Below are 15432 nucleotides of genomic sequence, written 5' to 3' on the forward strand. Positions count from 1 at the left end.
ACGACCACCAGCCATTCGAATCTAGCTGGCTGGGCTGCGTCCGTTACACCATTGAGCGTTCCCAATAGGGAACCGGTCCGTAAACCTCGGCGAGATAATCGATGAACAGCCGCACCTTTGCCGGCAGGAACTGGCGGCTCGGGTAAACCGCGGAAAGCGTCACGTTGCGCGATCCTTCGTAGGCCGTAAGGATGTGTACGAGCCGGCCATCCTTCAGTTCCCGGCTGATGTCCCAGGTGGAGCGCAGCGCGATGCCAAGCCCTGATATGACAGCCTCCCGGACGACCTCGCTTGAATTCGTGACAAGCATCCCTTCCGGCCGCAGGGAAAGCGGGCCTTCGGGCCCTTCCAGCCGCCAGGCGTCGTTGTTGTGCGCGGGCAGGCAACGATGTTGCTTCAGGTCTTCGATCGTCTGCGGTGTACCGTTGGTTGCGAGATAGTCTGGCGAAGCGCAAAGCAGGCGGCGCACAGGCGCAAGTCGCCGCGCGACCAGGCTCGAGTCCGTCAGTTCCGCGATGCGGATCGCAAGGTCGAAGCCTTCGCCCACGATGTCGGTGAATTCGTCACTGAGTACGAGATGAATCGCAAGCCCAGGATGCATATCCATGAAGGACTTCAGGTGCGGGGCGACATGCGTGCGTCCGAACGAGGTCGGTGCCGTCACCTTCAGGGTTCCGTGCATTTGCGCTGAGCGTCCGGAAATGTAGTATTCTGCCTCCTCGATGCCGGCGAGAATGCCGAGCACGCGGTCGTAGAAGCCCTGGCCCGCCTCGGTCAGCGAAATCTGCCGGGTCGTGCGCTGCAGGAGCCGCGTGCCCAGCCGATCCTCAAGCCTTTTGATCCGCTTCGAGACAACTGCCGGCGAAAAGCCGAGGGCCCGGCCGGCGAGCGACATGCTTCCCGTCGAAACGACTTTTGCGAAAATTTCGAGGTCACCGAGATTGGTCATGCGCCTGATTGTTTATCCTTTTGGAATAAGTGCTTAGCATTTGCGCCACAATCGGGAAAGTGCTAAGCCCGATTGAGCCGGAAGCGTGGAGGATGCGTCCGGTTTCGCTGTCGCGAGCGAAGGGAGAGAGCCATGTCCAACACCATTTCGTTTCTCGCCCCGCGTGCCGATGTGCTTGCCCGCCGCCGGCAGATCGTTGCTGATCTCATCGACCTATTACCGCCGGAATGCCTTGTGCACGAGGCTCGCGAACTGATGCCGTTCGAGACGGATGCCTTCGTTTCCTATCGCCGGATGCCGCTGGCGGTTGCCTTGCCGCGGACGACCGCCGAGGTGGCCGCAGTCATGAAGTACTGTCATCGCTATGGGGTTCCCGTTGTCCCGCGCGGCGCGGGGACCTCGCTCTCGGGCGGAGCGATCCCGCAGGAAGATGCAGTCGTGGTTTGCGTCTCCAAGATGAACCGCATTCTCGAAATCGATCTCCCCAACCGTGCGGCGGTCGTCGAAGCCGGCGTCACCAATCTGAATATTTCCGAATCCGTCTCGGCGGACGGTTTTTTCTATGCTCCTGACCCGAGCTCGCAGCTGGCTTGTACGATCGGCGGCAATGTCGGCATGAATTCGGGCGGCGCGCATTGCCTGAAATATGGGGTGACAACCAACAATCTGCTCGGCGTAAAGATGGTCCTCATCGACGGCACCGTCATCGATCTCGGAGGCAAGGCACTGGATGCCGCAGGCTACGACTTGCTTGGCCTCGTGTGCGGGCACGAAGGCCAGCTCGGGATCGTCACGGAGGCGACGGTCCGGCTGATCGCCAAGCCGGAGGGCGCGCGACCGGTCCTTTTCGGCTTCGATACCTCGGAAGAGGCGGGATCCTGTGTCGCCGATATCATTGCATCAGGCATCATCCCCGTCGCCATCGAATTCATGGACAAGCCGGCGATCGAAATCTGCGAAGCCTTTGCCAAGGCCGGCTATCCCCTTGATGTCGGCGCGCTGCTGATCGTGGAGGTCGAAGGATCGGAAGCAGAAATGGACGACATGCTGAAGAGCATCGTCGAAATCTCGCGCAGGCATGGCGTGAAAACTGTCCGTGAGTGCCAGTCGGCAACCGAGGCGGCGTTGATCTGGAAGGGCCGGAAGTCTGCCTTCGGTGCAACCGGCCGCATTGCCGACTATATCTGCATGGATGGAACCGTGCCGCTCAGCCAGCTTTCGTATGTACTGAGGAAGACGTCCGAGATCGTCGATCGCTATGGGCTTCGGGTCGCGAATGTTTTCCATGCCGGCGATGGCAACATGCATCCGCTCATCCTCTTCAATGCCAACGATCCTGAAGATGCCGCCCGCGCAGAAGCTGCGGGGATGGAAATCCTGAAGCTCTGTGTCGATGCTGGCGGTTGTCTGACAGGCGAACATGGCGTCGGCATCGAAAAGCGCGATCTGATGCGCCACCAGTATTCCGAGGCGGATCTCGCACAGCAGATGGCAGCACGCGCTGCATTCGATCCGGCCTGGCTCCTTAATCCGTCCAAGGTCTTCCCGCTCGAGGGACGTCCGGCCGCATGATCGATCTATCGCCTATGACGGACGAAGAGGCTGCGGCAATCGTCCGCAGTCATGCGCGGGAAGGCAAGCCGCTTGCGGTCTGCGGCGGCAACACCCGCTCCGGTTTCGGAAATGCCGTCGCCGCGGAAAACCGCCTGCGTTCGTCCAATCTCAGCGGCATCACTGCCTACAATCCCGGAGAGATGGTTTTGACCGCCCGTTCCGGAACGCCGCTCGCCGAAATCGAGGCTGCCCTGGCAGAGAATGGTCAGATGATGGCCTTCGAGCCCATGGACCATCGTCCGATCATGGGCACATCAGGTGAGCCGACGATCGGCGGTGTCTTTGCCGCCAATGTCTCCGGCCCGCGCCGTTTCGTGGCCGGAGCCGCGCGCGATAGCTTGCTTGGCGTGAGCTTCATCAATGGCAAGGGCGAGGTGATCAAGGCCGGCGGCCGCGTCATGAAGAACGTCACCGGGCTGGACCTCGTCAAGCTGATGGCCGGCTCGCACGGCACGCTGGGCTTCCTCACCGAAGTGACCTTTCGCGTGCCGCCGCGCCCGAGAACCGAAGCAACGATCGTCATCTCCGGCCTGAACGACGCCGAGGCTGCGAACGCCATGGCGGCGGCGATGGCACTGCCCGCTGAAGTCTCCGGTGCCGCGCATTTGCCGATGACCGTCGCCTGGAAATTTCTCGACAGCACGCTCTCCGAAGGCGAGGGGACCTGTCTGCGGATCGAAGGCCTACCCGGCTCCGTCGATGCCAGGGCAACCAAACTCGCTGCCGCCATGGGGGCGTTCGGATCCGTCACGCGCCTCGAGCAAGAAGAGAGTGTCCGTCTCTGGAGAGATATCCGGGATGTCGCTCCTTATGCCGACCGTACGCCGCGACCGGTCTGGCGCGTCTCCGTCGCCCCAGGCACCGGCCATCAGCTGGTCGCCGCGCTTCGCCTCGAAGCCGGAGTCGATGCATTCTACGACTGGCAGGGCGGCCTGATCTGGATGCGGATGGAGGCCGACGCGGATGCTGACCTCCTGCGCCGTTTCATCAAGGCGGTGGGCGGCGGCCACGCGACGCTCATCCGCGCATCTGAACAGATGCGGGCAATGACCGCCGCCTTTCAGCCACAGCAGGAGGCGGTGGCCTTGCTGTCGCAGCGGCTGAAACTGAAATTCGATCCAGCCGGCATCTTCAATCCTGGGAAGATGGCAGGAGCCTGAGGCAATGCAGACCAATTTCACGCCGGCCCAGCTTACCGATCCGCACGTCGCCGAATCTGAAAAGATCCTGCGCAAATGTGTGCATTGCGGCTTCTGCACCGCGACTTGTCCGACCTATGTGACGCTCGGCAATGAGCTCGACAGCCCGCGCGGGCGCATCTACCTGATCAAGGATATGCTGGAAAATGGGCGCCCGGCAGACACTGAAGTCGTCACGCATATCGACCGCTGCCTCTCATGTCTGGCCTGCGTAACGACCTGTCCCTCCGGCGTCGACTACACGCACCTCGTCGACCATGCGCGGGCGCATATCGAGAAAACCTACAAGCGTCCTTTCATGAACAGGCTCGTGCGCGCCATCCTCGCTGCTGTTCTGCCTTATCCCGATCGATTTCGCCTGGCGCTCAAGCTGTCGTCGGCGGGCCGTCCGTTCGCAGGCCTTCTGCGGCGCACGCCCGCATTGAAACCATTTGCCGCGATGTTGGCGCTCGCGCCGCGTCGCATTCCTCCGGCTTCCGTCTATGCCGTGCCGGCGAGCCACCCGGCGGTCGGTGAGAAGCGTGGCCGCGTGGCGATCCTGACCGGTTGCGCGCAACCGGTGCTGGATCCCGGCATCAACGAAGCGACGATCAGCCTGCTCACGCGGTTCGGAGTCGAAGTCGTCGTTCCCGACGGAGAGGTTTGCTGCGGCTCGCTCGTCCATCACATGGGACGCGAGGAGCAGGCATTGGCGAGCGCCCGTGCCAACGTTGACGTGTGGACGCGGGAAATCGAGAGGGGCGGCCTCGACGCGATCATCATCACCGCCTCCGGCTGCGGCACGACCATCAAGGACTACGGCCATATGCTGCGGCTGGATGCGGCCTATGCCGAAAAAGCGGCGCGCGTCTCGTCCCTGGCGAAGGACATCACCGAATATCTCGTATCGCTCGAGCTGCCCGTGCAGATGCCGAAGGGCATCACCGTGGCCTATCATTCGGCTTGCTCGATGCAGCACGGCCAGAAGATCACAATGGCGCCGAAGCAGCTGTTGAAGGCTGCGGGCTTCAATGTCCGTGACCCTTCCGAAGGTCACCTCTGTTGTGGCTCCGCCGGCACCTACAACATCCTGCAATCGGATATTTCCGATGCGCTCAGGGCCCGCAAGGTGAAGAACCTCGAAGCGACGAAGCCGCATGTGATCGCAAGCGGCAATATCGGCTGCATGATGCAGATCGCGACGGGGACGGCCGTTCCGATCGTTCACACAGTCCAACTGCTGGATTGGGCTTATGGCGGCGATGTATCGGAAAAATTAAAGGGTTTGCCCCTAGCTTAGCGGCGCCGGATCGTCCGGCGATCTCGGGAGCCCGATATGCATCGCACAATCCTCGCGCTTACGGCTTTCTGCAGCGCGGCTGGAGCCGCCCACGCAGACACTCGCTTTTTCTGCTCGGCGGATGACAAGGATGTGCGCTTCACGGTGGAAAGCGGCTTCGAGGCTGGTGGCGGCCACAAGCTCAATCATTTTCGCGGCGCCCTGGTGATGAAGAGCGGCGATATCCCGCAAGCGCTCAAGAAGATTGCCGTCAATTCGGAAAACCTGACGCACCATTGGTCACATGATGGCGAACTGCGGCTGGAGGTGTTCTATGACGGCGGCGACGATGCGAAAGGCCAAGGTCTCAGCCTGATCGTAACGGCCGGCCAGCGCGGCAAATCCATGACCGCGTTCTCAGGGACCTATGAACTGGCTGTCGAGGGCGGTGCGAAGCCGCTTGCGGCCAGCGGCAAGGTTAGCTGCGGATCGAAATAGGCGACCGGTTGCCCGGCCGCCTTGTCGCTTGCCTCAGCCGCCGAACAGCGTCCGTAGCACGTCGATGCCGCGATCCTCGAAGCTGACCTCGCCCTGCTTGTTGCCGGGGCCGATGACGATGACCTTCGTGCCGACAGGGGCACGGTCGTAGAGATCGATGACATCCTTGTTCATCATGCGGATGCAGCCGGACGACATGTTGAGGCCGATCGTCCAGGGTTGGGTCGTTCCGTGAATGCGAAAGATCGTATCGCGGCCGCCCTGGTAGAGGTACATGGCGCGCGCGCCGAGCGGATTGTCCTCGCCGCCTTCTTGGAAGGCCGGGATGATATGACCCTTCGCCGCCTCGCGAACGCGCATCTCAGCCGGCGGCGTCCAGGTCGGCCACTCTGCCTTGCGGCCAATCTTGACCACACCGGACCAGCCGAAGCCTTCACGGCCGACGCCGATGCCGTAGCGCGTCGCGCGGTTCTTGCTTTCGACCAGGTATAGGAACTTGTTGTTGGTATCGATGATGATCGTTCCGGGCGCTTCATTCGTGACGAGGTGCACGCGCTGGCGCTTGAACTGCGGCTTGACCGACTTCGGCGGCGAGGCGACCCGCACGACAGGGGCGCCATCGTGAGCAGGCGTGATCGGCTGCGCAAAAGCCGATGCGGACATGGAAGAGACCAGAAGGCCGGCGGCTGTAAGAGCCGTCGCGAATTTCAGCATGGTTGATTCCCTCAAAGCAAAACCGGACCGAAGCTACCCGAACTTCGATCCGATTCAAGATATTAGACGTCGAATGAAGCAGTGGAGATGTTTAATTGCAACTGTTCTTGACGACGCGCCTGTATTGATGAGCCTTTACATGACGATGACGCGGGTTCCGACGTTTACGCGTTCGTAAAGGTCAACGACGTCTTCATTGCGCAGCCGGATGCAGCCGGAGGAAACGGCGTTGCCGATCGTCCACGGCGCATTGGTTCCATGAATGCGATAGAGCGTCGAACCGAGATACATGGCGCGCGCGCCAAGCGGGTTCCCAGGACCACCGTCCATGCGCGCCGGGAGATAATGGCCCTTGGCGGCTTCGCGGCCGATCATTTCCGACGGCGGCGTCCAGTCCGGCCATTCGGACTTGCGGGTGATCTTGTGCACGCCGGCCCACTCGAAGCCTGGCTTGCCGACGCCGACGCCGTAACGCCGCGCTTTGCCGCCGTCCATCACCAGATAGAGGAAGCGGTTGTTGGTATCGATGACGATCGTGCCAGGCCGCTCCTTGGTGTCGTAGGTGACGATCTGCGGCAGGTATTGCGGCTCAAGCTGGCGACGGATGACGGGAACGCCAGGGTTGATGGCGGATACCGGCTGCGCCGTGGCGGCGGGAGCGCGGCGGAAGGCGCCGGACGTGAACAGCCCGCGCTGCGCGACGACCGGCCGCTGGTAGACGACGGGGCGAACCTTGCCGCCGAGCTGCATGATCCAGGGAGCTGCAAGGTCTGGGCTCAAGACGACCGGCGGGCGCGTTGCGTAACGGTCGTCGCCAAGCGCGGCCGTGGAAAAGACGCCGAGCATCGCTGCGGCGAGCAGAAGGGATTTGATCATCGGACGGACTCTCTACAAATGGCCGAACATGTGCGGACGGCGGCGGCCGCCTGCCTTCAAGCTGCCATCGTTCCCGCCAGCGAATGGTAAATTTGAATTCATTCAAGTCAGAAGCGAGAGATAAACTTTTCGTCAGGGTTATCGTTCGGTTTGGAAACAGAGTTTGCAAATGGTAAAGCCGGATTCGGAGCAAGAAAGCGAAGCGGGATCATGAGCGATACGGGCATCATCATCGGCGAAGACGGCAAGGGCCGCTGTCACTGGCACGCCAACCTCCCGGATTATCTCAGATATCATGACGAGGAATGGGGACGGCCGGTAACGGATGATCTCCGCCTGTTCGAAAAGATCTGCCTGGAAGGGTTCCAGTCCGGCTTGTCCTGGCTCACCATCTTGCGCAAGCGCGACAATTTTCGCGCTGCCTTTGCCGGCTTCGATTTCGAGAAGGTTGCGCTCTTCGAAGACAAAGATATCGACCGTTGCCTTGCCGATCCCGGCATCGTCCGGCATCGCGGCAAGATCGTCTCGACGATCAACAACGCCCGGCGTGCGATCGAACTCCGCGCGGAATTCGGGTCGCTGGCGCATTATTTCTGGAGCTTCGAACCCGGTCACAACGAACGGCCGAAGGTGGTCGATCGTGCCGCTGTCATGGCGAACCCGACGACACCGACATCGGTCGTCATTTCCAAGAATTTGAAGAAACGCGGCTGGACGTTTGTCGGGCCGACCACAGTTTATGCCTTCATGCAAGCAATGGGACTTGTCAACGATCACATCGAAGGTTGCTTCTGCCGCGCCGAGGTTGAGGCGATGCGCGACGCGTTGGTGCGCCCATGAAGCGGCTCGCGGTCACCGTTGCCTTCTGCGCCCTTATGGCGTCTGTGTCATTTGCTCAACAACAACCAGAGCTGCAGCCAGGAGAGCGACTGGAGAAGCTGCAATTCCCGGCCGCGACCATGGAACTCAAGGGATGGACAAAGTTCGGCAACGGCCGCGTCTACACGCTGCCCGTCAAGGCGGGCCAGCATGTGAAGGTCAGCTTCGCGACAAAGAGCAAGTTTGCCTTTCTCTCGATATTCGATCTCGCGATGCCTGATGAGGAGGCAATCTTCGGTACCGACGAGGATGGCAGCAGCTACACTATCACTGTCAAGGACAGCACAACCTGGCTGCTGCGGCCTTACTATTCCAAGGTATCGCCGCGCCGCGGCCTCGGCGCACCCTACAGCATTCTCGTCGAGCCGCAGGCAACGCCGCCGCAACCCACCGCTCCGACCGAAAAGCAATCGCCGTCGCCGCTCTTTCCCTCAAGGCAGTGACAACGGGTTAGTCTATCCCCTCGATCAGGCCGCGCAGCTCTCCGAGATGTTCGATCTTGCGAAAGCGCGGTGCGTCCTTCGGTTCCTCGACATGCTCGACGACCCAGGTGAGTTCATGCGGCACGAAGACCCCGTAGCTGCCGGCGGCGATTGCGGGGACAATGTCTGATTTCAGCGAGTTGCCGACCATCATAGCCCGTTCCGGACCGCCGCCGACTTTGGAGAAGATCCGGCGGTACGTTACCGCGGTCTTGTCGGAGACAATCTCGACGGCGTGAAAGAAGTCGCCGAGCCCGGATTGCGCAAGCTTGCGCTCCTGATCGAACAGGTCACCCTTGGTGATCATCACCAGCAGGTAGCTTTCCGAGAGCGCCGCCAGGGTCTCCTGTACGTGCGGTAGGGTCTCGACCGGGTGGGAAAGCAGGTCGCGGCCGGTGTCGAGAATACCGGCAATGACGCTGGCAGGAACCTTGCCCTCGGTGATCTCGATCGCTGTCTCGATCATCGACAGGGTAAATCCCTTGATGCCGAAGCCGTAGTGGCGGAGATTGCGCTTCTCTGCCTCCAGCAAGCGCTCCGAGATCCTAGGGCCGTCTGCAAAATCGGCGAGCAATTCGGTGAAATGCGCCTCGGTAAGCCGGTAGTATTGCTCATTCTGCCAGAGCGTGTCGTCGGCATCGAAGCCGATGGTCGTCAGCGTACGGGTCGTCATCGCCCACCTCCGAGTGATCTGATTGGAATCTATTGAAAGATGGCTGCGAAACAAGGGGATCGCAAAGCCGTGAGGCGTGTACACGGTGTGTTGAAATGCCGCTGTCTCGCCTTACATCGATAGTGCCTCCCGCGCAGCCGCATTCCGGCTGTTCCTGTCATGGGCAGGCCAATAACCAAAAAATGAATTCATCTGTCCGTGGACAAGCCCGCGGCCGTCACAAGGAAATGTTCGATCATGCGTTACAACCAACTTGGAAATACGGGCCTATTCGTCTCCGAAATCTGCCTTGGCACGATGACGTTCGGTGCCGCAGGCGAAGGCAATATCTGGGGCGCGATTGCCGACGTCGATCAGAAGGTAGCCGACCGGATCGTCGAAAGATCGCTTGCCGCCGGCGTGAATTTCATCGACACGGCTGACGTTTATTCCTTCGGGGAATCCGAAAAGCTGCTCGGCCAAGCCCTGACGAACCTGGGTGTTCCTCGCAAGGACGTCGTCGTTGCCACGAAGGTCTACGGCCTCATGGGCGACAAGCCGAACGATCGCGGCGCCTCGCGTGGCCACATCATGGATTCGGTCGAGGCAAGCCTGGAGCGCTTGCAGACCGATCATGTCGATCTCTATCAGATCCACGCCACCGATACGGTTACGCCGATCGACGAGACGTTGCGCGCGCTCGACGATCTCGTGTCCCGTGGTCTTGTGCGCTATGTCGGCGTCTCGAACTGGCAGGCATGGCGCATCGCCAAGGCGCTCGGTATTTCGGAGCGCCGCGGCTTCGCGCGGTTCGAGGCCGTGCAGGCCTACTATTCGATTGCCGGCCGCGACCTCGAGCGCGACATCGTGCCGATGATGCAGGAAGAAAAACTTGGTCTGATGGTCTGGTCGCCGCTGGCTGGCGGCCTCCTTTCCGGCAAATACGGGCCGGGAGCACCCGGCAACGGGGAAGGTCGCCGTGCCTCGTTCGATTTTCCGCCGGTCGACAAGGATCGCGCTTGGGCCTGCGTTGCCGTCATGCGCGAGATTGCCGAGAAGCACGGCACGAGCGTCGCGACCGTGGCGCTTGCGTATATTCTGGCCAAGCCTTTCGTGACGACGGTCATCATCGGTGCCAAGCGCGTCGAGCAGCTCGACCAGAACCTGGCGGCTGTCAATCTGAAACTCGATACCGCCGACCTGACGAAGCTGGACGAGGTCAGCGCGCTGGCGCCTGAATATCCGGGCTGGATGCTTGCGCGGCAGGAAGCCGGCCGCCGGCCAGAGCCATTCCAGCCGAAGGCCTGATCTGCCGTCTTGTGGATGCGGACGCCGGGGCTTGCTGCTCCGGCGTCCTTCGCATGCTACTTGCCGTGTGCCTTCAGCCAGGCCAGCATGTCGGTGATCTCCGCCTCCTGGGCCTTGATCACGGCTTCTGCTAGCTTGCGAATTTCAGGATCCTTGCCGTATTGCAGCTCGATCTTCGCCATGTCGATTGCGCCCTGATGGTGCGGGATCATGCCGCGGACGAAGTCGACGTCGGTGTCGCCGGTATACTCCAGCGTCATGTCCTTGTGCATCTTTGCGTTCGCCTCCGCAAAGGCGTGGCTTGCTGCGCTGTGGTCGCCCGTCGGCTTGCTCATGTCCATCTGCATATCTTCCGCGAAGGCAGACGCGGTGGAGAGTGCAAGAGTTGCAGCAATGGCGAGAACTTTCAGAGACATGGGATTTCCTTCCTCTGTCTGATATTGGAATTCAATGCGCGGCCTTGGACCGCAGCTGTTCATGAAAACCGTCAGACAAGCCGGGGAGGCGGCGCCAGCGGCGCAGGGCGCGCATCCCGCATGGCATGAGCCGGTCCGGGAGCAGGATAGGAAAACACTTGCTTGCCGGCCGCGGCGACAACGCTCGACGGCGGAATGACAAGACAGGCCGAACAGAAGGGCATGTGCACCATGCCACTGGCTGAGCAGGGATCCTGTTGTGGGGGCGGCGATTTGGCTTTCTCGTCCACATCCATCCCGGTCATGTGCTGATGCTCACCGCTGACATTCGAAGCGACCGTCTGCATGGATAGGCATGTCGGACAGCCAGCCCAGGCTGACATGGTGCCGTAAGCGAGCCAGGCGAATACCATCGCTATGATTGCAAGAAAGCGCATTCGGTCAAGATAGGAACACGACGCGAGGATGCCAAGGTGCTTTTTGCGGATTTGGCAGACGCTCCCAGTGCGGCGGCGGCATTCGGCCCCCAAGCGGCCATCCCATTGGGCGATGGGCAGAGGATGATAAAAAATATCAAGAGTTGTCGGCAAGACAGCCGTGGAACGGCCTCTGAGGTGCCGGGGTTGACGTCGGGCGGTTCTAACGGGGCCAGCCAGATAGCAGCTTCGAAAGCACGTGGTTCAGGGAAAGGTACGGACGCACGGTGTTGTAGTTGGAGCTCATTGGGGAGTATTATTCAAAGCTAAAATAGAAGCTCGTGAGCGGGATGCGAGCGGAGAGCTGCAGAACCCTTTTCCGCATCTCGCCATAAGCGCGAGGAAGCCCATGCTTCGGGAGGAAAAGATGAAACATACGGAGACCAGAGGGAGACCGTCGCGCCGCAAATTTCTAATGGGGACAGCCATGGCCGGTGCGGCGATGATCGCGGCACCAAGCGTCGTCAAGGCGCAGGGACCGGTCAACATGCGTTGGCAGAGCACATGGCCGTCCAAGGACATCTTTCACGAATTCGCGCTTGATTTCGCAAAAAAGGTCACCGACATGACTGGCGGCGATCTCAAAATTGAAGTGCTGCCGGCGGGTGCCGTGGTGCCCGCATTCGGTCTGCTCGACGCGGTCTCCCAGGGGACGCTCGACGGAGGGCACGGCGTCGTCGCATATCACTACGGCAAACAAGCGGCGCTGGCATTGTGGGGCTCGGGGCCGGGATTTGCCATGGATGCCAACATGTTGCTCGCCTGGCACAAATACGGCGGCGGCAGGGAGCTCCTCGTAAAGCTCTATGAATCGATCGGGGCCAATGTGGTTTCGTTCCTCTATGGGCCGATGCCGACACAGCCGCTCGGCTGGTTCAAGAAGCCGGTCGCCAAGGTCGAGGATATTCAGGGACTTAAATTCCGCACCGTCGGCATTTCCATTGATGTGTTCACCGGCCTCGGTGCCGCGGTCAATGCGCTGCCGGGTGGCGAGATCGTGGCGGCATTGGACCGCGGCCTGCTTGACGCGGCCGAGTTCAACAACGCGTCGTCCGACCGGGCTCTCGGTTTCCCGGACGTCTCCAAGATCTGCATGCTGCAAAGCTATCACCAGAATGCCGAGCAGTTCGAGGTGCTGTTCAACAAGGCGAAATATGATGCATTGCCTGACCAGATGAAGGCGATCATCTCCAACGCCGCGGAGGCGGCCTCCCAGGACATGGCCTGGAAGGCGATCGACCGCTATTCGACTGACTACGCCGAGATGCAGACCACCGAAAAGGTCAAGTTCTACAAAACGCCGGAAGCGATCCTCAAAAGGCAACTGGAAGTCTACGACGAGGTCGTGAAGAAGAAGGCGGCGGAAAACCCGCTGTTCAAGGAGGTCATCCAGTCGCAAATAGCTTTTGCGGCGCGGGCAACGCGGTGGGAACAGGATACCGTCGTCAACCGCCGACTGGCCTTCGATCACTACTTCGGCCCGAACGGGGTTGCGAAGGAACTATAACGTCATCACCGGACAACGATGCTTCTGACGAAGGTATGGGCTATCTCGGGGGGCACCCGTGGACGTTCAGCAGTTTCTCATCAGGATCGATGCGATCAGCGTGTGGGTCGGCAAGGCTGCGGCGTGGCTGATCATCGGCCTGATGACACTCGTCTGCATCGAAGTCTTCAAGCGCTACATCATGAACATGCCGACGGCGTGGATCTTCGATGTCAGCAACATGTTCTATGGCACCCTGTTCATGCTCGCCGGAGCCTATGCTCTGGCGCAGAATGCCCATGTACGCGGCGACTTTCTCTACAGCTCGCTGCGGCCTCGCATACAGGCGACGCTCGATCTCCTCCTTTATGTCCTATTCTTCCTGCCGGGCGTCGCCGCGCTCATCTATGCCGGTTACCACTATGCGGCGCTATCCTGGCGGATCGGCGAGCATTCGACTGTCACGGCGGAAGGCCCGCCGATCTACTACTTCAAGACCGTCATTCCGGCAGCGGGCGTGCTCGTCATGCTTCAGGGGCTTGCCGAGATAGCGCGCTGCATCATCTGCCTGAAGACCGGAGAATGGCCGCGCCGGCTCAAGGATGTGGAGGAAATCGACGTTGTCGCCGAACAGCTTGCGCATAGCGAGCACATAGACGCGCAGACGCGCGAGGACGCGATCGAGCGCGCCCAGGATATCGATAGGGCGGCGCGGCAACGGGGCCGGGGGGGAGACATCGAGACGTGAGCGATCCGTTCCTCGGACTGACGATGCTAATTCTCATCGTGGTCGTCATCGTCATGGGATTCCCGACAGCTTTCACGCTGATGGGGCTCGGCATGCTGTTCGGGTTCTATGCATTCTACAATCCGGCCGAGCACTGGATCGACAACCGCGTCTTCGACCTGATGGTTCAGCGCACCTATGGGGCGATGACCAACGATGTCCTGATCTCCATCCCGCTGTTCGTGCTGATGGGCTACGTCATGGAGCGCGGTGCGCTGGTGGACAAGATGTTCTACAGCATCCAGCTTTCCTTCCGGCGGGTCCCCGCCTCGCTTGCCGTTGCAACACTCATCGTCTGCACCTTCTGGGGCATTGCCAGCGGCCTTGTCGGCGCCGTGGTGGTGCTGATGGGTGTCATTGCAATGAACCCGATGCTGCGCGCCGGCTATGACGTCAGGCTTGCCTCCGGGGTGATTACCGCCGGCGGCACGCTGGGCATTCTGATCCCGCCATCCGTGATGATCATCGTCTATGCGGCGGTTGCTGGACAATCGGTCGTCAAACTCTACGCCGCCGCGATGTTTCCCGGCTTCTTCCTCGCGCTTCTCTACCTTGCCTACATCCTCGGTTGGGCGACGATCAGTCCGAAGATCGCGCCCGCATTGCCCGAGCAACAGACGAGAGTCCCCGTGCCCACCTGGATGAAGAGCTTTCAGGCGCTCTATTCCCACAACATGCTGGTCGGGCTTCTCCGCGCATTGCTCTCGCCATCAAAGGCGATGGCGCTCGAGACTGGCGAGGGGCGACTCAGCTACTGGGAGCTGGTCAAGAATGCTTGCGCCGCGCTCGTGCCCTTCTTGCTGACGGCATTCACCCTGGCGCTCGTTTGGTGGTATGTCGTCATCTATCCTCAGGCATCGGCGGAGGCGGAAGCACCGGAAGGGCTGGAACAACTCGGCGCACCCGCATCCGACGCCGCACCGGTGGCGGTGAACGGGCCAGCTACCACTTTCTACGTGGCCTTCGGGATCATCGCCGTAATCGCAGCGGCGGTGCTCGTGCGCTACTACAGGAATATGAGTGCGGAGCGGCTGCAGGTTGTGAAACTGCTGGTTTCCTCGGTCATGCCGCTCGGGATCCTGACCGTCGTCGTGCTCGCCGTCATTCTGTTCGGCATCACGACGGCGACCGAGTCCGCCGCGGTCGGTGCCGCCGGAGCCTTTCTGCTGGCGTTCCAGGCCCGGACGCTCGACTGGAAACGCACGAAGGAGGCGGTCTTCCTGACAGCGAAGACCACGGCCATGGTTTGCTGGCTCTTCGTCGGTTCGGCGCTCTTCTCCGCTGTCTTCGCCATCCTCGGCGGCCAGGCGCTGGTTGAAGAGTGGGTGCTGGCGCTCGATCTCACGCCTGTGCAATTCATGATCCTGTCGCAGGCGATCATCTTCATTCTCGGCTGGCCGCTCGAATGGACCGAGATCATCGTCATCTTCGTGCCGATCTTCCTTCCGATGCTGAGGCACTTCGATATAGATCCGATCCTCTGGGGCGTGCTCGTCTTCGTCAATCTGCAGGCGGCGTTCCTGTCGCCGCCGGTGGCAATGTCGGCCTATTATCTCAAGGGGGTCTCACCACCGCACGTCACCCTCAACCAGATCTTCGCCGGCATGATGCCCTACATGCTGATCGTCATCCTCTGCATGATTATCATGTATGTGTGGCCGGGCATGACACTCTGGCTTCCGGAATATCTTTACGGCTAAGAGACATTGCCGTTCACGGCGGCCCGTGCCGCAACCTTCACGACAATGCCCTGTGCTCTGAGGTTGCTCGGACTTCACCGACCGTGCCCAGCTGTCGGATGGCTATCCGGGCGTAGCCGCTTTTGGCGCGTTCCGACC

The 15432-nt window shown here is 60.9% G+C and carries 15 protein-coding genes; 10 read left to right on the top strand and 5 right to left on the bottom strand.

The genetic code is table 11. The features are described 5' to 3' along the window. Positions 1–43: 43 nt before the first annotated feature. Positions 44–949 carry a LysR family transcriptional regulator gene (locus WGT02_RS05415; protein ID WP_024317775.1) on the bottom strand — a complete coding sequence of 302 codons (906 nt, stop codon included), beginning with the start codon at positions 947–949 and terminating at the stop codon, positions 44–46. A gap of 132 nt (positions 950–1081) precedes the next feature. Here WGT02_RS05415 and WGT02_RS05420 point away from each other — a divergent pair, with 132 nt between their 5' ends. The 4 genes from WGT02_RS05420 to WGT02_RS05435 are packed head-to-tail and all read left to right on the top strand — an operon-like array spanning position 1082 to position 5518. Continuing rightward, entirely contained in the window at positions 1082–2521 is a 1440-nt protein-coding gene (locus tag WGT02_RS05420) for an FAD-linked oxidase C-terminal domain-containing protein (RefSeq protein ID WP_024317776.1), read from the top strand. Beyond that, positions 2518–3723, top strand: a complete 1206-nt coding sequence (glcE, locus tag WGT02_RS05425; protein ID WP_208248743.1) for a glycolate oxidase subunit GlcE — start codon at positions 2518–2520, stop codon at positions 3721–3723. The genes WGT02_RS05420 and glcE overlap by 4 nt, the downstream gene beginning before the upstream one ends. Before the next feature lie 4 nt (positions 3724–3727). Next, positions 3728–5041, top strand: a complete 1314-nt coding sequence (gene glcF / locus WGT02_RS05430) for a glycolate oxidase subunit GlcF (protein WP_208248740.1) — start codon at positions 3728–3730, stop codon at positions 5039–5041. A gap of 36 nt (positions 5042–5077) precedes the next feature. Continuing rightward, positions 5078–5518, top strand: coding sequence for a hypothetical protein (locus tag WGT02_RS05435; protein ID WP_024317779.1), 441 nt, complete (start codon positions 5078–5080; stop codon positions 5516–5518). A gap of 33 nt (positions 5519–5551) precedes the next feature. Here WGT02_RS05435 and WGT02_RS05440 read toward each other — a convergent pair whose 3' ends face one another. Further along, on the bottom strand, positions 5552–6232 hold the full coding sequence (locus tag WGT02_RS05440) for a L,D-transpeptidase (RefSeq protein ID WP_037069091.1): 681 nt from the start codon (positions 6230–6232) through the stop codon (positions 5552–5554). Positions 6233–6367: 135 nt separating this feature from the next. Continuing rightward, complete coding sequence (locus WGT02_RS05445) at positions 6368–7108, bottom strand: L,D-transpeptidase (protein WP_024317781.1); 741 nt, start codon at positions 7106–7108, stop codon at positions 6368–6370. Between the two features lie 210 nt (positions 7109–7318). Between WGT02_RS05445 and WGT02_RS05450 the strand changes: the two genes are divergently transcribed. After that, on the top strand, positions 7319–7948 hold the full coding sequence (locus tag WGT02_RS05450; RefSeq protein ID WP_024317782.1) for a DNA-3-methyladenine glycosylase I: 630 nt from the start codon (positions 7319–7321) through the stop codon (positions 7946–7948). Further along, positions 7945–8430, top strand: a complete 486-nt coding sequence (locus WGT02_RS05455) for a hypothetical protein (RefSeq protein ID WP_024317783.1) — start codon at positions 7945–7947, stop codon at positions 8428–8430. The genes WGT02_RS05450 and WGT02_RS05455 overlap by 4 nt, the downstream gene beginning before the upstream one ends. Before the next feature lie 7 nt (positions 8431–8437). Here WGT02_RS05455 and WGT02_RS05460 read toward each other — a convergent pair whose 3' ends face one another. Then, positions 8438–9142 carry an HAD family hydrolase gene (locus WGT02_RS05460; protein ID WP_024317784.1) on the bottom strand — a complete coding sequence of 235 codons (705 nt, stop codon included), beginning with the start codon at positions 9140–9142 and terminating at the stop codon, positions 8438–8440. 237 nt (positions 9143–9379) lie between these two features. Between WGT02_RS05460 and WGT02_RS05465 the strand changes: the two genes are divergently transcribed. Then, on the top strand, positions 9380–10429 hold the full coding sequence (locus WGT02_RS05465) for an aldo/keto reductase (protein ID WP_024317785.1): 1050 nt from the start codon (positions 9380–9382) through the stop codon (positions 10427–10429). A gap of 56 nt (positions 10430–10485) precedes the next feature. Here WGT02_RS05465 and WGT02_RS05470 read toward each other — a convergent pair whose 3' ends face one another. Further along, a complete protein-coding gene (locus WGT02_RS05470) occupies positions 10486–10845 on the bottom strand; it encodes a DUF305 domain-containing protein (protein ID WP_024317786.1) in 360 nt (119 codons plus the stop codon). 843 nt (positions 10846–11688) lie between these two features. Between WGT02_RS05470 and WGT02_RS05475 the strand changes: the two genes are divergently transcribed. Genes WGT02_RS05475 through WGT02_RS05485 form a run of 3 tightly spaced genes read left to right on the top strand, consistent with a single transcriptional unit; the run spans position 11689 to position 15294 of the window. Beyond that, positions 11689–12828 (top strand): TRAP transporter substrate-binding protein, encoded by a 1140-nt coding sequence (locus WGT02_RS05475; RefSeq protein ID WP_024317788.1) that lies wholly within the window; start codon positions 11689–11691, stop codon positions 12826–12828. A 58-nt stretch (positions 12829–12886) separates the two neighbouring features. Continuing rightward, positions 12887–13555, top strand: a complete 669-nt coding sequence (locus tag WGT02_RS05480; RefSeq protein WP_024317789.1) for a TRAP transporter small permease subunit — start codon at positions 12887–12889, stop codon at positions 13553–13555. Beyond that, complete coding sequence (locus WGT02_RS05485; RefSeq protein WP_208248738.1) at positions 13552–15294, top strand: TRAP transporter large permease subunit; 1743 nt, start codon at positions 13552–13554, stop codon at positions 15292–15294. The genes WGT02_RS05480 and WGT02_RS05485 overlap by 4 nt, the downstream gene beginning before the upstream one ends. The last annotated feature ends 138 nt before the right edge of the window (positions 15295–15432 follow it).

It is taken from the genome of Rhizobium sp. T1470 (genome assembly GCF_042140505.1).
Taxonomy (GTDB): Bacteria; Pseudomonadota; Alphaproteobacteria; order Rhizobiales; family Rhizobiaceae; genus Rhizobium; species Rhizobium favelukesii.